The following is a 22,701-nucleotide window of genomic DNA, read 5'->3' on the forward strand; positions in this document are numbered from 1 at the left end:
CTGGTCTAGTTCATTTCAGGTACCGCCGCAGCAGTTCGCGCACGGATGGCGTCACGCCTTAACGTGTTTGCCAGTTCGGGTTGATCGGTGAGGTCAGCCACCGTGGTGAAGATGCGTGCGATGCGGAGAAACACAGCCGGGGGAGCGGACACATCGCCCTGCGAGCTGTCGGACTGCATAAGCCCAGCAACGGACAGCAGCTCAGTGATCTCGAGTCGGCGAGCCGCGCGTTCGTCGTCGTCAAGCGCCGCGGTGCGCTCATACACGAGCAGACTTTCGGCCAGACCGGCAATAAGCCGGCCGAGTCCGGAAACGCTGATCTGTGCGGTGCGGGGAAGGGAAAACAGGTCACCGCCAGGTTCCTCAGTAGCGAAGGTTGCCACTAACCGGTCGGCAAAAGCGTCTAGGGCGGATACGTCGAAGCTGCGCTGCGCCTGGTGCCAGCTGATGCCAAGACGGTCCGCGATGCGCGAAAGCCTCTCTCGTAAAAGGGATTCCGCAGCAGCGACAGAGATCGTCATCCCGCGATCGTCCACGAGCGCCGCCAACCTGGTCGCAGCCTGCCGAAGCCACCCGCCGGGCTCACGTTCGCCTCGATCGCGGGCCTTACCCACCGCGTCGTGCACCGGTTGGGTAGATGTGCGCGGCTAGATCCGGATCACTCACCACCGTGATCCATTCCCTCACGCCGACGTAACGCTTCCGCTCGGAGTGCGATACCGACATTGTTAAGTCGGAACTCGTACTCACCGGAGGCCACGAGAAACCAGTCACCAGTGCCGAAGTCTCCCCGGTCCATCACCAAGCGCATGGCGCTTCTGATGGCGTCAGTGCTATCACCTCTGAAGCTCGCCAGATGCACGGCATGGTCGTCGTACATGTGCCATTCGGGCTGCCCACTCGGCCGCTGCCGCAATGGGCCATCCTCGAAACTGGCTCTGAACCCTTGCAGCAGCCGGTACGTCGTGGGGCAACTGCTGCTTGCAGGTCCATGGTCACTCATGAGATGCCTCTCGCACGCGTTGCGCCCATCTCTCATGGGCGGATTGTGCCGACATGCCAGCTGCTGCACCAATTCTCGCCCACGACATCTGTCGAACGCGTGCGTGCAGCACGGCCCGATCCAATTGTTGTTCGCCAGAACGAATCACCGCGAGTGCGGCTGCGATCTCAGCTTCGGCGTCGATGTCGCTGATGTGCTCGTTCCGCCACACTGCGTGGCCCGCCTCATCCGCATCACCGCCACTGACTACATCCAGGACATCGTCGTCAGCTGCGTAAATACGAAAGGCAGCAGGATCGTGTCGCACCGGGGAGGGAACGCGCGTCCAAAGCTGTTGACTGACCCACCGTTTCGTGGGCATTACGTCACCAGGGGCGTAGCAGTTGCAGACAACGCGCCAGCCAATGACGTCGCCGGCGGGCCTGGTCACAAACGCGGCATCGCCGCCGTGTCGGCGCACCGCTTCGTGGCCCCATGTACCGTCGCCATACTGGTCAACGGCAAGGTGTCCTGGCGGGATTCCGGCGCCGAGAATTCCCAGCGCGCCGCGGCCATCGTCGAACTCGGCGGCCATGAATCCCTCGTGCCATTCGCTGCCTCGGTCGCCAAGCGAATGCTCCCATCCCATGGATGGGAGTCTACTCGATGGTGTCAAGCTATCCTGATGCCGATTAATCGCTGTGTCAGGACTACCTGACGTAAGATAAATTATCTTGCACTAACTTGAGCCGATCCCGCCGCACCGCACAGAGAAAGACGGGCGAGCTTACGGTTCCCGAACGGTTTCGATCAGCCCGTACAGCGGGTTTTGGGCAGCGGCTGCACGGTTCTCCACGCCGGCTCCGTCAACGTAGCGTTGGGAGGTCACCATCGAGTCGTGTCCAAGAAGCTTCATCAGCGCGTACACGCTGACGTTGCCGTTGGCGAGTTCGGTGGCGAAGGTGTGGCGGAAACCGTGTACCAAGACTCCGGCAGCGCGTTGGCTGTTTAGCCCTGCCTTCTTGAACGCGCGTAGTACCCGGTACTGGAGCGTGCCCCGTGTCATCCGCTCACCGTCGCTGCCGACGAATAGTGGAGCGGTGGCTGGCCAGGCGGCAAGCCCGGTTTCGGCGGACCGCCGCTTTGTCGTGCCTGGAAAGCGAGCTGCTCGGGATCCCAGGTACGCCTCGAGTTCGCGAATGAGGGCGTGTTCTATCGGTATGCGGCGATCTTTGTTTCCCTTGCCGTGGACGTGGATGACGCCTCCCCCATCGGTGCTTCGAATATCGCCGACGTCGGCACGCACCAGTTCGTCCGCGCGCAGTCCGGCGAGCACCGCCGTCAGGACGATAGCCCGGTCCCGCTCGGCCCAGTCAGAACGGCGCCTTGAACCTTGGTCCAGATCGATCACCGCCAACAGTCCGGAAACCGTTTCGGCGCCAAGTCCTTTCGGGAGCGTCTTAGCGACTTTGGGTCGGCCGATCAGTGACATCGGATTCGCTGCGATGACGTCGCGGCTATAGAGGTAGTCGCACAACGTGTTCCAGTTTGACCAGCAGCGCCGAATCGATGCGGCCGAGTGCGTCTGCGCGTAAGTGGCGAAGGCGGTCCGCAGCGTGTCCTTGGTCAGGGCGTTAGGCCTCAACTCAACGAACCGCTCGGGGATGTCGGCAAGCACAGTGGCGATGGCGTCGAAATCTTGGCGGTATGCCCTTATCGTATGAGGTGACGGCTTGCGAATGGCTCGATCGTCGAGGAATTCCAAAAACCATGGCGGGTAACTGGATTCCCCATCGTTGTGGCCGGGGCTCGGCGGTGTCATGAAGCAATGGTCGCACACGTTCATGGATAACGGCAATTATCCATGATCGGCGTTTACACGTGTCGGCCGGTAAGGCGGGAGGAGGGAAAGGGACTCACCAATGGTGTCCCCTCATAACGGTGCTCGGAATAACATTTTCGATCGAAGTGCGCAGTCGTACACGGGGTTCGGTGTTTCTCGGTTATCGTATCGGCGCATTCGCGAGCAGTGCCCATCCCGGGCCGGCGGCCACGCCGAGCGCAAGGCTCAAACCAGCCCCAAGGATGGCGGTGGCTGTGGACCATCGGGTGGGCGCCGTACCGGCTTGGTGTGCGGGCCGTTGGAACACCGGGACGATCCAGCGCAGGTAGTAGAACAGACTGATCAGGCTGTTGACGAACACTACGATGGCTAGCCACGCCTGACTGCCGTCCCAGGCCGCGGTGGCGGTGGTGAGCTTTCCCACGAACACCGCGGTGGGCGGCGTGCCGACCAAGCCGAGCAGCGCTACCACCAGCGCGCTGGCCAGCCAGGGCCGGGCACGAGCCAGGCCGCGGTAGGCGGTGAGGTCCCGCGCACGCGGCAGCGCGGTGGTGACCGCAAAGGCGGCGCTGTTAGTGAGCGTGTAGCCGGCCAGGTAGAACAACAGCGACGGCAGCGCAAGATCGCTGCGGTGAGCGACAGTGATGGGGACGAGGAGGTACCCGACCTGGCTGACGGTCGACCAACCCAACAGTCGCCGGGGGTCGGTTTGCCAATAGGCGGCCAGATTGCCCAATGTCATGCTGGCAGCGGCAAACACAGCGAGCAGCAGCGGCCAAGACACGGTGTCGGGCAGGACTGTGGTCAGACGATACAGGGCGATGAGCGCGCCGATCTTGGGCACCGTCGTCAAGAAGATGGCTGCCGTTCCGTTGGCGCCTTGGGCGGCATCGGGGATCCAGAAGTGTGCCGGCACTCCACCCGCTTCGAACATCAGCCCCGCGAGCACGGCCACGAGGCCCGTCGCCAGCACCGCGGCCGGTGCGTTGCCGAGTCGCGCGGCGAGCTCGTCGTAGTGGGTGGCCCCGGTGACCCCGTAGAGGACGGTGACACCGAGCATCAGCGTGATACCGAACAGGGCGCCGATCAGGTAGGTCTTCATCGCCGCCTCGGCCGCCGCCGCCGAGCGCAGCAGCCCGATCAGCCCGTAGAGCGGGATGCTGGCGAGCAGGTAGCCGGTAAGCAGGACCAGCAGATCGTTGGCACCGGCCAGCACCAGGATGCCTGTCGTGGAAAAAAGCAGCAGCGCGTAGGTTTCGCTTTCTCGGGCGGTGCCTTTGATTTCGTCACCGGCCACCGCCAGAATCATCAGCACGCCGACCGCGGCAGCAATCCGCGCCAATCCGGTGGCGGTGTCAATGGCAAAGGTGCCCTCGAATGCGGCCTGATCCGGTGCCGCCATGCCAATCACGGCGACGGCACCGGCAGCGACGAGCACTGCGGCGGCGACAAGACGGGCCCACCACTGTTTGTGCCGGGGCAGAAACGACCCGCCGATCAACACCACCAGGCCGCCGCCAAATATCAGCATTTCCGGCAGCATCAGCATCGGGCGCATCCCGGTCTCGGAGTTCACCGGCTATCTCCCGACCAGGCCGATGAGCGCGTGAGCGGCCGGCTCGATCAGATCCAGCAAGGGGCGTGGGAACACGCCGATCACCACCGAGAGCACCAGAAGGATTCCGGCGGAGATGGTTTCGGATGGATGCAGGTCAGTGAAGCCCGGCGATTGGCCCCGCGTCTCGCCGGTGAAGATCTTCTGCAGTGCACGCAGAAACAGCGCAGCGGTGATCAGGATGCCCGGTAGTGCCACCGCAGTGGCCGGCGCCGCCGCGATGCTGCCGGCGAAGACCTGGAATTCGGCGATGAATCCGGAAAATGCCGGCAGCCCCAGAGAGGCGAACGCCCCGACCGCAAACAGCGCAGCAAGCTTGGGCGCGGGCGCGGCCAGCCCTCCGTAGTCGTCGATGTCGTAGCTCGCGGTGCGGTCGTAGAACACCCCGGCCAGCAAGAACAATGCGCCGGTGATGAGACCGTGGCTGACCATCTGGGTGACCGCGCCGGTGACCGCGACTGCCCGCGCGTCGGCGGTACTAGCCGAAACGAGTCCGGCGGCGCCGGCCGCCAGCACGACGTAGCCCATGTGGTTGACCGAGGTGTAGGCCACCATGCGCTTGAAGTTGTTCTGCGCCAACGCGACCAGTGCGCCGTAGAGCACCGAGACGATGCCGACGACGATGATCACCCACGCCCAGGCGCGCCAGGCTGCCGGCAGCATCGGCATCGCGATCCGCACGAGCCCGTATGTGCCCATTTTCAGCAGGACCCCGGCGAGCACCGCCGAGCCAATGGCGGGTGCATCGGTGTGTGCTGGGGGCAGCCAGGTGTGGAAGGGAACCGTAGGCGTTTTGATGGCCAGTCCGAGCAGGATCGCCGCCAGGACCAGCCCGCCGGCCAGCGTGCTACCGGCCAGCGGTGTTGTGGCTGCGATTTCCACCATGTCGAACGTGTGCGGTGTGGCGGCGATGTACAGGCCGATGAACCCGACCAGCAGGGCCAGCGAACCCAGGAATGTATAGAGGAAAAACTTCAGCGCCGAGCGGCCGGCATCGCCGTGCCCCCAACCGGCGATCACGAAATACATAGCCACGATGGACAGGTCGAAGAACACGAAAAACAGGATCAGATCCGCGGCGACGAACAGACCCAGACTCACGGTTTGCAGAAACAAAAACAGCGCGGCCTGTGGCCTGGGCCGGTCACGGCTGCCCAACGCATAGAGCGCACACGCCAGGAAAATCACCGCGGTCATCACCACCAGCGGCAGCGACAATCCGTCGACGCCCAGGTGGTAGCTGCTGTTGACTCCCGGGATCCACCGGGCCCGCTCTTCGAACGCCAGACCGTTCGGCCGCGGCGTGTCATACCGGGCCCACACCACCACCGTCAGTGCCAGATCGACGGCGGTGACGATGACCCAAAGCCACCGGGCCGCGGCCTCACCACTGCGCGGCAAGCCCAGTACCACGGCCGCGGCGGCCAACGGCAGAAAAATGATCAGACTCAGCACAATTCACCTCACCGCGACAACAAGCAGGACAGCCAACGCCACAACCACCACGGCGGCGAGATAGTACTGGTGCAGCTGACCGGTCTGCGGTTTGCGCGCCAGTTCACCAAGCCACCGCATCCGCGCCGCCACCGCCTCGACCGCCGCGTCGAGGCCGTGGTCGTCGATGCCGCCCGCCCGCCTCGCGGCCCGCAGCGAGCCGGCCGCGAGCTGGTGCACGGCTCGGTCAAGTACCCGATCGTCGAAGCGGGCCAGCAGGTCAGCCACGCGCATCGTGGGCCGCACAACCACGGCATGGGCGGCCCGTTCGAGGCCGAGCCAGTCGGCTGCCCACCGCGGCTCTGGCACCCCCCAGCGCAATACCGCCGCCACGACAGCAAGCGCCACCAGTGCTGAGGCCACAAGTTCGGGCACCGCCGCCTGTGCAGTGCGCCCGTTATCGAGCACCCGGGCCAACGTGGGGCCGATCGGCGGCAACGCCAACACCCCGATTACCGCGGCGCCGACGGCCAGCACAACAACAGGTATCGATTGGAAAGCGTTGACCGCGTGCAGTTTCCGTGGTTCAGAGTCTGGGACAAGTCCTGCCTTTCGCCACAGGGCGACGAGGATCTTTGCCGCGTATGCTGCCGACAGCGCGGAGGCGACCAACCCGGCCGCATACAGGCCGGGGGAGTGGTCGAGCGCGACCGCCAGCACCGCATCCTTACTCGCCCACAAGGACAGTGGCGGGATTCCCGCTAGCGCGACAGCAGCGACGGTGGCCGACCAGCCGAGGAGCGGCCATCGCCGAGCGACACCGCCCAGCTTGTCGAGCTGCTTGGTGCCCAGCAGCGACAGCCACGCCCCGGCGGCTAAAAACAGCCCGGCCTTGGTGGACGCGTGCGCGACCAGCTGCGCGGCGCCGCCGCTGACCGTACCGATACCGGCTGCTAGCACGACGAATCCGAGCTGTGCCGCCGTGGAGGCGGCGAGCAATTGTTTGAGATCGCGCTGCGCCACCGCGACAGCACCCAACAGCACCGCGGTCATCACACCGGTCCACGCCGCGGCTTCGGCGGCCCACCGGGTGGCCGACAGGAGCGGCTCGGTGCGCAGCAACAGATACGCCCCCATCGCGACCATGGCCGCTGAGTGCAGCAACGCGCTGACCGGGCTGGGTCCTTCCATCGCGCGGGAGAGCCAAAACGAGAACGGCAATTGCGCGGCCTTGCCGAGGGCGGCGACCAGCACCCCGGCCGCAATCACGTTGCGCCACACGGTGTTTGCGTGGGGAAGATCGGCCAGTGTCAGTCCTACGCCGCCAGCCAGCGCAGCCCCGGCCGCCAGATACAGCCCGAGGTCGGCGGTGCGGGTGGTGACGAACGCGGTGAGCCCGGCCGACACCCGAAACTCGTCGCGCCACCAGAAGCCGATCAGCGCATACGACGCCGCGCCCATCACCTCCCACGCCAGCAGCAGCGCCGGCAACGTCGCGGCGGTCGCGGTCAACACCGCGGCGGAGGCGAACAACAGCATCAACCCGTGGAATCGGCCCACGGCTTCGCCAACGTCGCCGACGGCGAACACCAGTACCAGAAAGGTCACCACCGCGACGGCGGGAACCACCACCGCCGCCAAGGTATCCACGGCCAATGCGAATTGCGCACCGGCAACGAACGACACGCTGATGCTCGGGCGAGTCACCGCTGTCGCGATCGACAGCGCCACGACGACCGCCGCGGTCCCCACGGATATCGCGCCCACCAACCGATCCGCACGGCGGACGAGCAGCAGGGCCGCACCGCTCACGGCGGGAACGAGGATGAGCAGCCACAGGGCCAGCTGCGCCGACGCGGTCACCCCGCTCATCCGGCCAGGTCGGCGGCCATGTCGGTCATATCGGCCCGGCGCTCGCGATGCAGCAGTGTGGCCACCGCAAATCCCATCGCCATCTCCACCGTCATGGCCGCGATGATCACCAGCAGCAGCACCTGCCCGGCCGGTGCGGGCGCCAGAAACCACCAAAACCCGCCGGCGGCAAGGATAACCGCGTTGATCATCAACTCCAGGCCCATCATCACCATGACCACGACCTGCTGCGACAACGCGCCATAGAGTCCGACACTGAATATCGCCGCCGCCACCAACAGCACATTCTGTAGCGTCATCGCCCCACCCCGCCCGGTTGTGGGTCGCGGGCGGGTCTGTGCTTGAGGTCATCACCGAACCGGTCATAGCGGCCGCGGCGCGCCGCCAGAACGATTCCGGCCACGATGGTCGCCACCATCACCGGGCTGATCACCACCATGGCCAGCATCTTGGGTCCCATCACCTCCTCACCGAGCGCGACAGTGACGTCCGGCGGGGCGGTCCCGCCCCGTGGCGGCCAGTCGATCAGCAGGATTCCGGTCGCCAGCATGCCGAAGGTTCCCACCGCGGCGGCCAGCGCTCGTCGGTTGTCGTGAACCATGCTCATCGGCATCAGCGCCGGGTTCATGCCCATGAACATGACCATGTAAACCGCCATCACCGCCATCTCCATCACCATCATCAAGATGGTCACCACCCCGATGTAGTTCTGCTGCAACAAAAGAACCGCGACACCGACGGCGACGAACGAAACGGCAAGCGCGTAGGTGGCCCGGGCCATCGAATTCACGATGAATACCGCGGCCCCGGCGAGCACGGCGACAACGGCGACAACCCAGAACACGATGTCAACGATCATGTATCAGTTCCTCACTGCGATAACGGCCACGACGAGGTCTTGGACGACAGTGAGCGGCAACAGCACCAGCCAGCCGACCTCCATGAATTTCTCGGGCCGTAACACCGGAAGGCGCCCGCGCAGCCACACGAACACCGACAGCAGCGCGACAACCTTGACCAGCACCCACAGCCAACCCGGCAACAGCGGCCCGGCGCCGCCACCGAGAAACATCGGCACCGCGAACGCTGCACCGGCGACCAGCAGGGTATAGCGGCCGCCCTGAAAAACCAGCCGATCCACGCCGGACAGCTCCGCGGCGACACCCCCGGCGATATCGGTGCCCAGCGCCGCAGAGAACGGCCCCCACACCGAAAACGCCACCACGCCAAGGCAATACACCATGAAGGCGACCGGCATCCACACCGCGAACCACAAGCCGCGCTGAGCAGAGACCACATCGGCGACCCGAAGGCTCTCGGCGGCGATGGGCGGCGCGACGAGCGCGAACATCAGCGGTAACTCGTAACCGAGACCGTGGGCCAAGAAGCGATAACCCCCGACAAGGGAATACGCGGAGTTGGCGCCCCAACCGGTAAGCCACACCAACGCCCACACCATCACATCCATGGCGTTGAACCACACGACGCCGACATCGAAGTCGAACAGCGTCCAGCGCCCCAGTGGAATCACCGCGACGATGAGCGACGCCACGACGATCAGTCCGCCTCCACCGATGCGCCACAGCAACGTGTCGGCGGCCACGGTGACGCGGCGACGCTGCCGCATCAGCCGCGCGACCTCAACAACTGCGGTACGGGCACCGCCGCGGCGCGCACCATTCGCTCTTGCGGTGAGCATGCCGTCAAGTGTCGCCGCGTAAAGGCCCAGCCCCATGACCAACGCACCGGCGGCCAGCGCCCATGCACCGGACACCGTCGTGATCGCGGCGTCAACCATGACGAGCGCCCGTGCGCCCGGGTGCGGTGTCGACACCGAGGCTGGCCACCACCAGCCGAGCCGTCGCGAGGTCCAGCCCACCGACCAAATGAGGTAGCGTGTCCACAATTCTGGTTGAATTCACGTGAAACGCGTTGGGCTCTAGGGTGTTTGACATCATCTCGCGTGCCATTTCCACTCGCGCTAGCAGCCGGTCGTAACAATCGCCGGCCAGGGCAGTGGAAAGCCCCAGGAGGTCGCAGTCTTCGGCGGTCAACGACGCGATGTCGCGCAACGACCAGCGCAGCACTCGAGACCGGCGAAGCTTGCCATGCAGTATGGCGAGCAGGGAACCCGCATGGTCATGGTCTGGTTCGTTCACCAGCGCGTCGCGCGCCGTACGCGCGATCCCGGCCGCGCGTCCCCAACCCGCCAGTGCCAACACATCAACGAGGTGGTCGCACTGCCGCGCCGCCGCGCCGTGCCGCCCATCGGGGACCGGACTGCCATGGTCACCGTCGCTGTCTACGACCCAGGCCTCGGCCTCGGTGAGCACGTCGCCTTGCAGCGAACAACGCAGCACCAGTCCCGCGGGCCAGTAACAGAGCACCGGCCCCAACCGCACATGCAACATGTCCATTTCCAAACCGTCGCGGTCGTCGCCGCCTACGGCCAGCGCAATTCCCGCCGGCGCCATGTCCATGTCGCCGTGGTCCATGTGCTGATGTTCGTCATGCTCCATCTGCCCGTGCTCCATGGCGTCATGGCTCATGCCTTGGTGTTTGCCGTGCTCGTCGTGGTGGCCTGTCTCATGGTGCATTGCGTGGTCGATGTCCCCGTGCTCACCATGGTTCATGGCGTCGTGGTCCATTTGGTGGTGGCCGCGGTGATCGGCGCTGTGATGATGAGTGCTCAAGTCCGGTGACTGGGGGCGTTCGCGAGCATCGTTGCGCTGCATGTCGATATCGACCAAGTGCATGAAGGCACGGTGGAGGGCTGACTCCACCGCGTCGGGTTCGGGTAGGTCGATGCGGACACGCGGTCCCGGCATCTGATCCCAGACCCGGTCGATCGCCTCGCTCAATTCAGGTCCGGGCATACCGCATACTGCCAATACGTCGGCATCGGCAGGCGATGTAGCTGCGCACCAGCCGCGAGCACCAAGTCGGCGTTCGGCCTCTGCGCGCACCTCCCAGTACCCGGGAGCTTCTACGGTGAGGACATGTACCCGGCGGGCTGCGTATCGGGCCAGCAGTTGCGTCATACCCATCGCAGTGCGCCCTCTCGCCATGCCCAGGCCACGGCCACCAGCAGCGCCGCCAGAAACAGGAACATTTCGGTGATCGCCGTGACACCCATTTTCGCGACGACCAACGCCCATGGGTACATAAACAACATCTCCACGTCAAAGGCGAGGAAGACGAGCGTCGCCAGATACCACCGCACGTGGTAACGCGACAACGCATGCTCTTGCGGCGGCCATCCCGACAGGAACGGCAACGTGGTTAACGTGGTCGAGCTCGTCGCTGTAAATCGGTGCAACCCATAAATGCTGATGAGTCCTGCCGCGCTGAGCAGCAGCATCGATGCCACACCCGCATACATTGCGGCTCCTAATCGGTTGTCGCAGCACGATGTCGGTGCCCGCTACTGCTGCTTTTCAAACGCGGCCCTCGATCACTCGTGGTCAGTCGGTTCGTCGTGCCGGCGACCGGTCAATCTTTTCGCGGTCGGTCCCCAGCAGTTCAACGCCCCAACGGTGTGATTTCGAACGACATCGCGCGGTCATCGAGCGACGATCGCGACTTGGGGGTGCCCAGGGCGCAAATCATTGCGCAACGTGCAAGCCAGTGCACAACAGGATGCTTGACCGCGTCTAGCTAAGTATTAGGGACGTTGGACCCTACCCCCGCTAAGTATATGTGTGTCATGGTTCCAATCATGACGCGCGAATCAGAACCCGCTGAATCGATCAGCCCGGCAGAATCCGGCCAAAGCGACAGTCGCCCTGGCCGGGCCAATCGGCTGGATCTTCTTTTGACCGTGGTCGGCATCGTCGCCGGCGTTGTCTTCGTCGTTTCCCTAATCTTTTTCTCGGGGTTCTTTCTGGGCCGGGCTACACACAGTCCCTACGGTGGACCGCCCCGTTCCGACCAGCCTCAGACTTCTTGCCCGATGATGGACCACGGAAAGATGGGCTCTGACGGAATGAAGCCGGAGGAATCGGTCGGTCCTCAGCAGACGGCTCCCATCCCAGCGCAGACACCCGCGCCGCGCCCGTAGCGCCGCGTCAATACACAAATGAACGGGAATGTCCACGGCCGGATTAGCTTCCGATCGCAGTCGCCGGTACGTCCTTACGTTGGACCTAACCAACGCGGTCTATTCCATTTCGAAGCCAGGAAAGGAACCTCTAGATGATGTTAAAACGGCGACATCGGATCGGCCTTGCGGTCGCCACTGTGGGGGCCACCGCGGGGTTGATGATTACGGCGCTTCCGTTCATTCCAGGGGTAGGCGCTAATACGCTGAAGTCTGAGACAGCTGTGATGCCCGAAGGGCCTGTCCCCCCAGTGATCCGCTATGGCGCTATGGCCTACGCCCCGAGCGGCGCGTGGGGTAGAACCCGGGGATATGGAACTCGGGAACGAGCCGTCCAAGTTGCGTTGGACCAGTGCGGAGTCAAGGAGTGCAAACTAATCGTCAGCTTCCAAAGGTGCGGAGCCGTCGCCTATGATGGCACGACTTATCTAGGTGGAAAAGGCGTAACGCGCTCGACGGCGGAAGAGGACGCCATCAAGACGCTCGGCGGTGGGCGCATCGTCAATTGGGCATGTAACTAAGTTTAGTGCCACTGATGTCATTTCTTATCCCCGGTTGATCCGACACGGGAGTACCGTACCCCGCTAGGGTATCAAGATGGGCAAGAGCCGAGGATCAATTTCCGACGCAAGCGATGATCCTCAGTCTCCGGCCGGGCTATCCACGAACCCAGGGCTTCGGCATTGAAGGCATCGGGAGAGGCGCGGCGTGATTGGCGCCGATCGCCGGCCCTATTTGCAGCTGCTGCTGCTTCCGCCGGCTTTCCGTGGGTCGATTTTGCAGGCGCTGGTTTACCAGGTTGTGGCGAGGGCCCGGTGCACTGCGAGCAGCGTCGCTTCGTTGCCATCGCGATGAGAGTACTGAGCTGATGCGGGTAAGCCCCGCCGTACGGTTGCATACCCGGAGGGGGTATGGTAGACCTTGAGTGGACATCCGACGCTGCATACGGAGGAGTGCGACATGAACACCATGACGGTCACCGTTACTGGGATGACTTGTGGTCACTGCGCGTCATCGGTGAGCGAGGAGATCGGCAATATCCCGGACGTCACCGTTGTGGACGTGGATCTGACCAGTGGCCAGGTGGTTATCGACAGCGACGGCCCGATCGACCCCGACGCGATCAAGAACGCCGTCGAAGAGGCGGGTTACCAGCTCGCGGGCTAAGAGCACCCATCGCGACTTGCGCTAAAGGGGAATTCACCATGGACGCCGTCACAGAAACGAACCGCATCGAGCTGCAGATCGGCGGGATGACGTGTGCGTCGTGTGCGGCCCGAATCGAAAAGAAGCTCAATAAGGTCGAAGGGGTCAACGCGTCGGTCAACTTCGCCACCGAAAAGGCGCATGTCGAATACGCCGGTGATGTTTCACCAGAGCAGCTAGTGGCGGCTATCAAGCAGGCAGGTTACGCCGCGGAGCTGCCGGCACCGAAGACGTCCATCGCCGACGGTGAGGCGGCGTCTTTAGTGGAGCAGGATTCAACCGCGTCGGTGCGGCAGCGGATGCTGGTGTCACTGGTGCTGACCGCACCGGTGATGGCGATGGCCATGATTCCCGCGCTGCAGTTCACCAACTGGCAGTGGCTGTCGTTGACGCTGGCCTCCCCTGTGGTGGTGTGGGGCGGGCTGCCCTTCCACAGGGCCGCGTGGGAGAACCTGCGGCGTCGCACCGCCACCATGGACACGCTGATTTCGATGGGCACGATCGCCGCACTGGGCTGGTCGGTTTACGCGCTGTTCTGGGGCACGGCCGGTATCCCCGGCATGCGGCACCCGTTCGAGTGGGCCATCACCCGAAGCGACGGCACCGCCAATATCTATTTGGAGGCCGCCGCTGGGGTTACCACGTTTGTCCTTGCTGGCCGCTACTTCGAAGCCCGCGCCAAGCGGCGTGCTGGCGCCGCGCTGCGCGCGTTGCTCGAGCTGGGCGCCAAGGATGTCGCCGTGCGCCGAAATGGTGCAGAGCAACGAATCCCGATCGAGCAGCTCGCCGTAGGCGATGAGTTCGTGGTCCGGCCGGGAGAGAAGATCGCGACCGATGGCGTCGTGATCGAGGGCGCCTCGGCGGTGGATGCCTCGATGCTCACCGGGGAATCCTTGCCGGTCGAGGTTGGCCCCAATGACCTGGTGGTCGGGGCCACGGTCAACATCGGCGGCCGAATCATCGTGCGCGCCACCAGGATCGGTTCGGACACCCAGCTGGCGCAAATGGCCAGGCTGGTGGAAGAGGCCCAAGCGGGCAAAGCTTCCGCGCAGCGGTTGGCCGACAAGATCTCCGGAATCTTTGTGCCCATCGTGATCGCCCTGTCGCTGGCGGCACTGGGCATCTGGATTGCCGCTGGCGGATCTCTGGCCGCGGCTCTCACTGCTGCCGTGGCGGTGCTGATCATCGCCTGCCCCTGCGCGCTGGGCCTAGCCACGCCGACCGCATTGATGGTCGGCACCGGCCGCGGCGCGCAATTGGGGATTTTGATTAAGGGGCCCGAGGTGCTGGAATCCACCCGGCGCATCGACACGATTGTGCTCGACAAGACCGGCACCATCACCACCGGCGCGATGACCTTGCTCGACGTGCTCACCGCTGACGGTGAACAGCCCGCCGAGGTGCTGCGGTTGGCGGGTGCGCTCGAGGACTCCTCCGAGCACCCGATCGCCAAGGCGATCGTCAGGGGAGCGCGTGACAAACTCGGCGACCTGCCGACCGTTGCGGGTTTCGCCAACCTGCAGGGCCTGGGCGTGCGAGGTGTCGTGGACGGTCACGCCGTCGTGGTGGGCCGGCGGCAACTGCTGGCGGACTGGTCGCAGCCGCTGCCGGAGAATCTCACCCAGTGGATGCGCAACGCCGAGGCGGAGGGCAAAACAGCGGTCGCGGTGAGCTGGGACGGTAAGCCGCGCGGGATACTCGTCGTCGCGGATTCGGTCAAGCCGACGTCGGCCGAGGCCGTGGCGCGGCTGCGTGCGCTGGGTTTGACACCGATCATGCTCACCGGCGACAACGAGGCCGCGGCGCGCACCATCGCCGGCCAGGTCGGCATCGAGCAGGTCATCGCCGACGTTTTGCCCCACGACAAGGTGGAAACCGTCAAGCGCCTGCAAGCCGACGGCAAGGTGGTCGCGATGGTTGGCGACGGCGTCAACGACGCCGCCGCCCTGGCCCAGGCCGATCTCGGTCTGGCGATGGGTACTGGCACAGATGTCGCCATCGAGGCCAGCGACCTGACACTGGTGCGGGGCGACCTGCGAGCGGTGCCCGACGCTATCCAACTCTCGCGCAAGACATTAGCGACGATCAAAGCCAACCTTTTCTGGGCGTTCGCCTACAACGTTGCCGCGTTGCCCCTCGCGGCGGCCGGACTGCTAAACCCGATGCTGGCCGGCGCGGCGATGGCCTTCTCGTCGGCGTTCGTGGTCAGCAACAGCCTGCGGCTGCGCAGATTCAAGCCGCACACATAACCGTGTCAATTCCGGCGCTGTAGTGACGAAAATAGCCCTGCGGCATGCCATTTCACATCACCCTATGGGCGTACCGAGCATGCCGCGGACCCTCCGCAAGATCTCGGCGGGGTCCACTGAGCGAGGTGGACCGCCGCGAGAGCCGGTAGGTGGGCTCTTCAGGGACAACGGGTTGTGAGGTTCAGGAGTATGACGCTGAACGGCTATGGCATTGGGGATTCAATGATGCGGCAGACGGTGGCGGCGCGACCGCGGCGTTGATCGCTGCGGGCGGTCTGTAGCGCAGCAGCCAGCGTGGTGCGCAGGTCGCGCAGGTGGGCGATGGCGCGGTCGATGTCACGAATGTGCTTGTCGAGCAGCGCGGTGACCTGTTCACAGGGCGCCATGCCATGACGATGCAGGTCGAGGATGTCTTTGATCTCCGACAGAGTCAGGCCGAGGGTCCGGGCACGCAGAATGAACCGCAGGATCGCGATCTCGTCGTCGCTGAACAACCGGTAGCCGGCTTGGGTGCGCGTAGCAGGCGGCAGCAGACCCCGGGCTTCCCAGATCCGGATGGCCTTGGCCGAGACACCGACGGCTTTGGCGGCGTCACCGACGGTGTGCATTCCAAGGGCCCGTTCACCGACAGTGGCTGCCATCGATGAGCCTTCCCAGCTGCGGGATTCAAGCGTAGCCGTGCGAATCCCGGATTCAGGTGTCTCACTCATTAGTCGTTAGGGGGCGCGGTGTCGGCCGTACCGGGTCCGCTTTCCCTTCCTCCTATTGCGGCTGAAGTCATCCGGCAGTGCCCCGCTCCTTCCGTGACGGGCAACGTCTGCGGTGACTTCAACGGTAGAGGTTGCCCCAGGGACAAGGTCAAGGGTACGCCCGCGGTGGCGTGCCAGAAATCAATACAGCACCCTGGTTTGGGGGACGGCGTAGCAACGCAACGAATCTGGTTGGGTTCCAGCGCGAGGCCGCGGAAGTCAGGCTGGAGGCTGTGAGCGAAAGGTTACTGACTTGAGCTAGGCGCGGCAGTTCACGCCGCGTCGGTGCGGCCGCCGCCGTGCTCGACACAGCTGGCACGCGGGGCATATCCGCTGCTTTGGGTTCTGTACCGCGACTGGTCAGGCGCGCCCGACACCGGAGGTCATCCGATCGTCGCGAAGCGGTCAGCGGCAGGCGTTGGGCGGAAGCTGACGAGTCGGCTGCCATCTCACGGCGCGAGCCTGACAAACCCCGGCGGCATGGGTCGCGCCGGCGCCCGCTCCGCCGGACCGCCACCGGCGTTGCCCCCACTACCTCCATCGCCGATGCCGCCACCGCCGTTGCCGCCCCCGCCGGCAGCGCCCCCCGCAGGAGCGTCAGCAGGAGGCTCCACTTCTTGCGGTGGCGGCGGCTGCTGGGGTGGCGGCGGCAGTTGTTTCGGTGGCGGCGGTGCCGCGACCGGCGGGGGAGGTGCCATGATATGCGCCGTCGGCGGCGGTGGTTCCGGAATCCGCGGCGGGTTCGGTAAGAGAGGATCCCCCGCGGGAATTGCTCCGATCAGTGAGGCGAGCATTGTGCGGCCCGCCGCCGGCATGATGGTTATGTCCAGCCGCGGCGGCGGCTCTCGCAGACCACGTCCTGAGGCGACTGTGTTAGGCGCGTGCGGCGCCACCCGGTGCGTTGATTCATTCGATCCGGGCGCGACATTAGCCATGATGGAAGCTATCTTGCTTTGATCGTATGGGCAGTAGATCTCCACTGCCGCGGTGATGAATCGGGCCTCGGTGCGCGCAAGTCGGCCGGGGGCGTAGAGGCGCTCGGGCGGGTCGGTGCGATATGCATTGTTCACCATCTCATCCACTAAGGCATCCACCGGCATGCCGCCATCGAGTTTGCGACAAACTTTATGGGCTGTGACGATGAGGCTCGCAACGTTCTTGACGGGAGGAATTCCCTTTTTATCGAGCAGTGCCAGAAACTGGTCGTCCTGGCCGGGGTCGGCCGCTGCTGCACCGCCGCTCAGGAGTGCGGCGCCGGTTAGCACCACGACGGCGGTAACCAGCGCACCGGTGTGGCTAGTAATGCCGGTGAACATGGTGGGGGTTTCCGTTCTGCTAGGGCGCCCACGGCGTCGCGAGCCGTCAGCCGTCGGCGATAGCGTGGCCAGTCTCGTGACGTGAGCCATTGCCTCGTGAAATGTTTCGCCGCAGCGCTGGTAACCCGAAGGATCGGTGTGAAGCAATGCACTATGTAGTCAATCGATGACTCCGCTTGATGGCGTTGGTGGTTGCGCCGCTTCGTGGCCTCCAGGGACCACGAGGCCCAATTGCTTTGTGGCTTAACTTATGTCCGCCTCCTTTGCGTCAGTACGGTGGAGGCATCGCTGCCGGTAACTCCCACGGTAGGGATTGCCTCAGGGGCAAGGTCAAGGTGCAGCATCAAAATAATTCGCTGCCCACGGCGTCCCAGGCCATCGGCTTCGGCGATACTCGCTGTAATCGCGTAGGCCTATGCGCTCCACAATGTTCCGGCCATGCGCCCGCTCGAGTGATCAGGAGCAGTTAAAACCTTATGAACTCGATGTATCCAGTCTCAGCGCCGGGACGACATCGAGCGGGCCGTCGAGCTGCATCGGCCGCGGTGGTTGCAGCCCCGGATCGGGCGGGCGGTAGGTCCGCGTAGTTCGGTGAACCGCAGAATGGATCGCTGCGGTGCTTGATGGTTAGTGCCGGGTGTTCGGGGGTAGCGCTTGTCCTTCATCGACCAGTCGTAGCTCGTCATCGGAGTTGCGATGGACCGTCAGTCCCTGCCCGTAGCCGGCGATCCGGATGATCTCCTCAGCGACCAGTTGCGGTTCGGTAAGAACCACTTGATGATTCGACCGCGCCGCCTCGACGTGACGCGCATCCAGCCGCGCCGCGGTGCGGCGATGCGCCGCCACGAAAGCCTTACGGATGGACCTGTCGAAGATCGTCGACTTCATCCCTGAGATTATGGTGACCGGCGTATCGCCGACGGCGGGCGGATGACGCCGCAGACTTTGTAGGCCCTCAATGAAGAACCGTTCCTCTTCGTCGGCTGCCTGGGCGGCGCGCAGGCTGAGATCTTCGGTGACGAGATCGTGGACCACGTCGCCAGGCATGCCCGGCATCACCCGCCGCACGGCCAGCGATAGCAGGTGTAGATGCCTGAGCACACCAATTATCGACCGGGCGGCCAGCGCGATGCGCCGTAGGCGTTTGAGCGGCGAGCCACAGCAGATATTGACGTGTTCGTCCGAGTGATCGATGAGCACCAGCCCGGCCACCCGGCCCGGATTCGCGGCAGCTGCGGCCAGCGCAATCGTTCCGCCATAACTGTGCCCGGCCAGGATGTAGGGGCCCACATCCAGCGCTGCCAACAGTTCGGTCAGGTCACCGGTGAGGCGTTCCAGCGTGCGTGGTTCAGCGTCATCATCACTGCGCCCCAAATTGGCCCGATCGTAGACCACTGTCCGGAATCGCTGTTCCACCAGCGGTTGTACCAGCCCCCACTCCGATCGTGAGGCGCCTAAACCGGATTCGAAAACCACCGTGGGTCCATTGGTGCCAGCCGCCATGTAGTGCAGCTTGCGCCCGTCGGGCAGACGCACGAAGTGACTGTGGCCCAAAGTAGCTTCCACGGATCCTCTTCCTGTCAACTATGTGGCGGGCTCACGGTCGTCACGGCAGCGCATTCGACGGTACCTGGGTTGGCGTGTCGCTGAACTCCTTCGTCGCCGCCGTGCTGCCAGCCAACCGTCCCAAATCTTCACCCTGGACTATACCCAATGCGGGTATGGGGCAACCGGTGGGAGCGACCAGAACACCTTGCGCACGCGCGCCAACGCTTTCCGAAACTGTGCCGAGGTATGGGCCCTCGCTAAGCATTTCGGCGTCTGCTCCACGGCCATCTGCCGAATCAAACACGGAATTCAGCGCGACGACACACTCGCAGCCAATTAGCGCCAATTCCTTAACGCCGCCTGATCTTTGACGCGAATAAGAGCCTCACCGGCCACGACAACAACAAGCCCTGTACTTCGGCGACCAGCGAGGCTACGCGCCCAGCTTGGCGAGAAGATCGGCAATGGTGGCCCCTCCCAACAGCTCTGTGATGTCGAGTTCGTAACCGAACTCCTCCTTGACCCGCCGCCGCAACTCCAGGGCCTGTAGCGAATCCAGACCAATCGCGACCATCGGGATGCCGGGGTTGATGGCACCTATGTCATTTACGCCGATCGTTTGCGCCAGCACGCTGGTGACCCGTTCTGACACGTTGCCCGCCAAGGGAGGCGCTTCGGCGACGGCGGGCGGGTGGCTCAATTCGGACAGCAGCGGACCATATCCGTAGCTGCCCAGCACCGGGATGACGCGGTCGATGTCGAACGCGGCGACAATGGCGTTGTGCTGCAGCCCTGCCATGCCTATCGCCATCGCGTCGGTAGGGGTCATCGGTAGCACACCTGTAACGGCCAGCTTCGCCCGCCCGGGGGGGTCGAGATCAAGGGTCGTCCATTGGCCCCATTGCACGGCGACGCAGTTGAGGCCTTCGGCGCGCAAGCGGTGTGCCATGGCGTCGAGCATCCGGTTGGCCGCCGCGTAGAGGATCTGGCCGCGCCCGCCAATGGTCGCTGTCACCGAAGAGCACAGCACGATGCGGCAACTCTCAGTGCGGGGGATCGACTGCAGGATCTGTGACGTGCCGATGGCCTTGGCGCGCAACGCATGCTCCGCACGCTCGGCGGTGATATCGGGGAGGTCGGCGTCCGAATGCGCCATGGCCGCCTGGATAATCAAGTCGGCCGGTGCATCCCCAAGTTGCTGCGCCAAACTCGTCACGGCCGCCGCGTCGCCGATGTCGTAGCGGGCCACATCGATTCGTGTGCCGGCGGTGCGGATTGGACGCAGTCGCGCCGCGACGGCATCCGTTTCCCCCGACCTGCTGACCAATGTGATCCGCCGCGCTCCGCGGCGCGCGAAGTGATCGCAGAACTCCAGGCCGAGGTTTCCGGTCCCGCCGAGAATCAGGACATGGTCGGGCACGGCATCCGATTCGCCGGCAATGGCGTCACCGGCCACGATCCGCTTGACGTACAGGGCGTTGTTGCGCAGCGCCAGCTCCGGTTCTTCGGCGCAGTGCAGTGCTGAGACGATCCCAGCAGCCGAATCCGGCACCGTTGTACCGGCGAGATCAAGGTGCCGGAACCGCACGCGCGGGTACTCGGTGCCCACACACCGGAACCCGGCGCTGGCAGCGGCGTGGACCAGGTCGAGCTGGGTGTCAGCGGCAACTACCGCCTCAGCGCTCGTTGTGACCAGCCAGTACTCGGTCAGGTGGGCGCTGGCCCCGAGCCACCACGCGGGGTCGGCGAAGAAGGTCGACACGGAGGCCGCCGCTTCGGCGCCCTCCAGGTCTGGTGTCGGCGGAAGCAGGGCGACGTAGGTGTCCAGATCGTCGCGGGCGGCGTCGATCACTTGAGCGGTGGCCCCGATGTCGGTGGCGGCGCGACACAGGGCTGCGGCCAAGTCCGCGCACACACCGGTGTGATCGATGACGCCGATCGTGCGCTGCGCCACCAGTTTTCGCTGCGAGAGTCGCACCCACTGCTCGGCGAGAAGTTGCGTCGCCGGTGCGCTGGTGGGGGTGTCACGAACAGGCCGGGTGCCCAGCTCCTCAAAGGGCAGCCACAGTCGGAGCTGGTTCATCAGCGCGTTGGGGAAATCGGGCAGCGGTAGAGGAGCGGGGCCCTCGGATTCGGTGCGTAGCGTCTCCCACCGGTAGTCCAGGTCCTGGACGGCGACCCGCGCGAGGTTGCGGGTGAACTCGCCGAGATCAGTGGCGGTGCGGGTGGACGTGCCCACCACCGTCGCCGCCTGACCGTCCGCCAACGCGGCGAGGTTCTCCTCGGTCGCCAACAGCAGCGCCGGGTGATCAGAGAGCTCGACATAGGTGTTGACGCCCAACGAGGCCGCCGCCGCCACGGCCTTGTCGAAGCGCACGGTGTTGCGCAGATTCCACCACCAGTACTCCACGACCGGCAGGTCGGCGGCGATGGGTTCACCCAGGGTGCTGCCGAGGCAGGCGATTTCGCTGTTGAGGAACGCCGATTGTTGCAGCCGCTCGGCCAGGCTCGCACGGAGCTTGTCGCCGAGTTCGTTGATGAGGCTGGTGTGCGCGGGGTAGTGCACGCCGATCACGCGTGCGAACGTGCCCCGTTCGGCGCAGGTATCGACGAGGCCCTGCACCGCTGCGCGATCGCCCGAAACCGCGGTCAGGTTCGGCGAATTAACCACTGACAGCTGCGCCCAGCCGGGGCGACGGGCCAGCAGCGCGTCACAGCTGTCCCGGTCGGCCGCGATGACTACCATGGCGTAGTCGCCGGTTGCGAATTCGTCGGCGGCCCGCGCGCGGATTCCCACCACGCTCACCGCGTCGGCTAGGGGCACCACACCGCTGATATAGGCGGCGGCGATCTCGCCCTGGCTGTGCCCGACGGTGACGTTCGGTGGGATCCCGACGGCGCGCCACATCGCGGCAAGCCCGGCCATATGAACGAACAACGCGGGCTGGACCACGCCCGCAGTATCAGCGGCCGAAAAATCCTCGTGCAGAAGATAATCCGCGGGCGACTCGCCGAACTGCTCCCGGAAGGCCGTCAGGCACCGGTCGGCCTCGTTGCGATAGGCAGGCGCCTGTTCGTAGTAGCAGCGACCCATTCCGGGCCGCTGCCCGCCCTGTCCGGGAAACACGTAGCCGACGCGGCGGGCGGTGGCCGGATCATGGTTGCGCAGCACCGCGGGATGCTCGGCGCCGGCCGCCACCGCCTGCAGGGCTTCCAGCAACTCGTCGCGCTCACGAATCATGACCAGCGCACGGTGTGGACGCGCCACCCGGGTCCGGAATAACATCCCGGCGATCTCCTGCGCCGTAATCCCGGGATGTGTTGCCGCATAAGCGCGCAACGCAGCGGCCTCGGCGCGTAGCAACTCGGCGGTGTCGGATGAAAGTAGGACCGGAATGGTGGTGTCCGGAAGCTGGTAGCTGAACACCGTCATCGCTCACCTGCCGGCATCGCGATAACGGCGTGGGCGTTGGAGCCGCCGGCACCGAAGGACGAGACGGCGCCGTAGCGGAATCCGCCTGTGGCCGGCCACGGGTGCAGCTTGGTCGCCAGCCGCAGCCCGGTCAGGTCCCAGTTCAATTTCTTGGTCGGGTTGTCGGCGAACAGGGTGGGCGGAACGTGGCCGTGCTGGCCAGCGAGCAGCAGCTTGATCAGCCCGAGAATGCCCGAGGCTGCCTGCGCGTGCCCGGCATTGGACTTGATGGAGCCCAAGAGCGCCTCGCATCCGGACGCGCCGTAGGTTTTGAACATCGCCAGCAGTTCGACCGGATCGCCTGCGCGGGTGGCTG

General features: G+C 64.9%; 17 protein-coding genes and 2 pseudogenes. 3 read left to right on the forward strand and 16 right to left on the reverse strand.

From position 1 onward, the window contains the following. Nucleotides 1-5: 5 nt before the first annotated feature. The 11 genes from AC5Y4T_RS24565 to AC5Y4T_RS24615 all read right to left on the reverse strand — a co-directional run bounded on the left by AC5Y4T_RS24565 (nt 6) and on the right by AC5Y4T_RS24615 (nt 11,128). Nucleotides 6-521, reverse strand: a complete 516-nt coding sequence (locus AC5Y4T_RS24565) for a hypothetical protein (RefSeq protein ID WP_499955913.1) — start codon at nt 519-521, stop codon at nt 6-8. A gap of 474 nt (nt 522-995) precedes the next feature. Beyond that, the gene (locus tag AC5Y4T_RS24570; protein WP_499955915.1) at nt 996-1,631 is read right to left on the reverse strand and encodes a hypothetical protein; all 636 of its coding nucleotides are present in this window, start codon (nt 1,629-1,631) and stop codon (nt 996-998) included. Between the two features lie 138 nt (nt 1,632-1,769). Next, a complete protein-coding gene (locus AC5Y4T_RS24575; protein ID WP_499955918.1) occupies nt 1,770-2,804 on the reverse strand; it encodes a tyrosine-type recombinase/integrase in 1,035 nt (344 codons plus the stop codon). Between the two features lie 181 nt (nt 2,805-2,985). Continuing rightward, the gene (locus AC5Y4T_RS24580; protein WP_050019327.1) at nt 2,986-4,383 is read right to left on the reverse strand and encodes an NADH-quinone oxidoreductase subunit N; all 1,398 of its coding nucleotides are present in this window, start codon (nt 4,381-4,383) and stop codon (nt 2,986-2,988) included. A gap of 21 nt (nt 4,384-4,404) precedes the next feature. After that, a complete protein-coding gene (locus AC5Y4T_RS24585) occupies nt 4,405-5,895 on the reverse strand; it encodes a complex I subunit 4 family protein (protein ID WP_023870384.1) in 1,491 nt (496 codons plus the stop codon). Between the two features lie 3 nt (nt 5,896-5,898). After that, nucleotides 5,899-7,746: a proton-conducting transporter transmembrane domain-containing protein gene (locus AC5Y4T_RS24590; protein WP_023870385.1), complete on the reverse strand. Its 1,848-nt coding sequence runs from the start codon at nt 7,744-7,746 to the stop codon at nt 5,899-5,901. Beyond that, nucleotides 7,743-8,045, reverse strand: a complete 303-nt coding sequence (locus AC5Y4T_RS24595) for an NADH-quinone oxidoreductase subunit NuoK (RefSeq protein WP_023870386.1) — start codon at nt 8,043-8,045, stop codon at nt 7,743-7,745. Before AC5Y4T_RS24595 ends, AC5Y4T_RS24590 begins: the two co-directional genes overlap by 4 nt. Further along, the gene (locus tag AC5Y4T_RS24600) at nt 8,042-8,605 is read right to left on the reverse strand and encodes an NADH-quinone oxidoreductase subunit J (RefSeq protein ID WP_023870387.1); all 564 of its coding nucleotides are present in this window, start codon (nt 8,603-8,605) and stop codon (nt 8,042-8,044) included. The genes AC5Y4T_RS24595 and AC5Y4T_RS24600 overlap by 4 nt, the downstream gene beginning before the upstream one ends. A gap of 3 nt (nt 8,606-8,608) precedes the next feature. Then, the gene (locus tag AC5Y4T_RS24605; protein WP_023870388.1) at nt 8,609-9,544 is read right to left on the reverse strand and encodes a complex I subunit 1 family protein; all 936 of its coding nucleotides are present in this window, start codon (nt 9,542-9,544) and stop codon (nt 8,609-8,611) included. Continuing rightward, nucleotides 9,537-10,622, reverse strand: coding sequence for a hypothetical protein (locus AC5Y4T_RS24610; RefSeq protein ID WP_258571425.1), 1,086 nt, complete (start codon nt 10,620-10,622; stop codon nt 9,537-9,539). Before AC5Y4T_RS24610 ends, AC5Y4T_RS24605 begins: the two co-directional genes overlap by 8 nt. A 161-nt stretch (nt 10,623-10,783) precedes the next feature. Then, the gene (locus tag AC5Y4T_RS24615) at nt 10,784-11,128 is read right to left on the reverse strand and encodes an NADH-quinone oxidoreductase subunit A (protein WP_023870390.1); all 345 of its coding nucleotides are present in this window, start codon (nt 11,126-11,128) and stop codon (nt 10,784-10,786) included. A 986-nt stretch (nt 11,129-12,114) separates the two neighbouring features. Here AC5Y4T_RS24615 and AC5Y4T_RS24620 point away from each other — a divergent pair. The 3 genes from AC5Y4T_RS24620 (at nt 12,115) to AC5Y4T_RS24630 (ending at nt 15,300) form a co-directional block, all read left to right on the forward strand. Then, complete coding sequence (locus tag AC5Y4T_RS24620) at nt 12,115-12,366, forward strand: DUF4189 domain-containing protein (RefSeq protein WP_232512196.1); 252 nt, start codon at nt 12,115-12,117, stop codon at nt 12,364-12,366. Between the two features lie 439 nt (nt 12,367-12,805). Next, nucleotides 12,806-13,012 (forward strand): heavy-metal-associated domain-containing protein, encoded by a 207-nt coding sequence (locus tag AC5Y4T_RS24625; RefSeq protein WP_023870391.1) that lies wholly within the window; start codon nt 12,806-12,808, stop codon nt 13,010-13,012. 38 nt (nt 13,013-13,050) lie between these two features. After that, entirely contained in the window at nt 13,051-15,300 is a 2,250-nt protein-coding gene (locus AC5Y4T_RS24630; RefSeq protein WP_023870392.1) for a heavy metal translocating P-type ATPase, read from the forward strand. Nucleotides 15,301-15,503: 203 nt separating this feature from the next. Here the strand turns inward: AC5Y4T_RS24630 and AC5Y4T_RS24635 are convergent, their stop codons facing one another. The 5 genes and pseudogenes from AC5Y4T_RS24635 to AC5Y4T_RS24655 all read right to left on the reverse strand — a co-directional run. After that, nucleotides 15,504-15,941: a MerR family DNA-binding protein gene (locus AC5Y4T_RS24635; protein WP_033724595.1), complete on the reverse strand. Its 438-nt coding sequence runs from the start codon at nt 15,939-15,941 to the stop codon at nt 15,504-15,506. A 557-nt stretch (nt 15,942-16,498) separates the two neighbouring features. Continuing rightward, entirely contained in the window at nt 16,499-17,365 is an 867-nt protein-coding gene (locus AC5Y4T_RS24640; RefSeq protein ID WP_033724596.1) for a DUF732 domain-containing protein, read from the reverse strand. Nucleotides 17,366-18,085: 720 nt separating this feature from the next. Continuing rightward, nucleotides 18,086-18,931: pseudogene (locus AC5Y4T_RS24645) on the reverse strand (alpha/beta fold hydrolase); the annotation flags it as partial. Between the two features lie 415 nt (nt 18,932-19,346). Next, nucleotides 19,347-22,346: a nocobactin polyketide synthase NbtC gene (nbtC, locus tag AC5Y4T_RS24650; RefSeq protein WP_023870395.1), complete on the reverse strand. Its 3,000-nt coding sequence runs from the start codon at nt 22,344-22,346 to the stop codon at nt 19,347-19,349. Then, a pseudogene (locus tag AC5Y4T_RS24655) lies at nt 22,343-22,701 on the reverse strand (polyketide synthase); the annotation flags it as partial. The gene nbtC and the pseudogene AC5Y4T_RS24655, both read right to left, overlap by 4 nt.

The sequence above is a fragment of the Mycobacterium sp. NGS11 genome, assembly GCF_059813315.1.

Coding starts and splice junctions, on each gene's coding strand:
- AC5Y4T_RS24565 (WP_499955913.1), bottom strand. CDS start 521: ATGACGATCTCTGTCGCTGCTGCGGAATCCCTTTTACGAGAGAGGCTT.
- AC5Y4T_RS24570 (WP_499955915.1), bottom strand. CDS start 1,631: ATGGGATGGGAGCATTCGCTTGGCGACCGAGGCAGCGAATGGCACGAG.
- AC5Y4T_RS24575 (WP_499955918.1), bottom strand. CDS start 2,804: ATGACACCGCCGAGCCCCGGCCACAACGATGGGGAATCCAGTTACCCG.
- AC5Y4T_RS24580 (WP_050019327.1), bottom strand. CDS start 4,383: ATGCGCCCGATGCTGATGCTGCCGGAAATGCTGATATTTGGCGGCGGC.
- AC5Y4T_RS24590 (WP_023870385.1), bottom strand. CDS start 7,746: ATGAGCGGGGTGACCGCGTCGGCGCAGCTGGCCCTGTGGCTGCTCATC.
- AC5Y4T_RS24595 (WP_023870386.1), bottom strand. CDS start 8,045: ATGACGCTACAGAATGTGCTGTTGGTGGCGGCGGCGATATTCAGTGTC.
- AC5Y4T_RS24600 (WP_023870387.1), bottom strand. CDS start 8,605: ATGATCGTTGACATCGTGTTCTGGGTTGTCGCCGTTGTCGCCGTGCTC.
- AC5Y4T_RS24605 (WP_023870388.1), bottom strand. CDS start 9,544: ATGGTTGACGCCGCGATCACGACGGTGTCCGGTGCATGGGCGCTGGCC.
- AC5Y4T_RS24610 (WP_258571425.1), bottom strand. CDS start 10,622: ATGCCCGGACCTGAATTGAGCGAGGCGATCGACCGGGTCTGGGATCAG.
- AC5Y4T_RS24615 (WP_023870390.1), bottom strand. CDS start 11,128: ATGTATGCGGGTGTGGCATCGATGCTGCTGCTCAGCGCGGCAGGACTC.
- AC5Y4T_RS24620 (WP_232512196.1), top strand. CDS start 12,115: ATGGCCTACGCCCCGAGCGGCGCGTGGGGTAGAACCCGGGGATATGGA.
- AC5Y4T_RS24625 (WP_023870391.1), top strand. CDS start 12,806: ATGAACACCATGACGGTCACCGTTACTGGGATGACTTGTGGTCACTGC.
- AC5Y4T_RS24630 (WP_023870392.1), top strand. CDS start 13,051: ATGGACGCCGTCACAGAAACGAACCGCATCGAGCTGCAGATCGGCGGG.
- AC5Y4T_RS24635 (WP_033724595.1), bottom strand. CDS start 15,941: ATGGCAGCCACTGTCGGTGAACGGGCCCTTGGAATGCACACCGTCGGT.
- AC5Y4T_RS24640 (WP_033724596.1), bottom strand. CDS start 17,365: ATGTTCACCGGCATTACTAGCCACACCGGTGCGCTGGTTACCGCCGTC.
- nbtC (WP_023870395.1), bottom strand. CDS start 22,346: ATGACGGTGTTCAGCTACCAGCTTCCGGACACCACCATTCCGGTCCTA.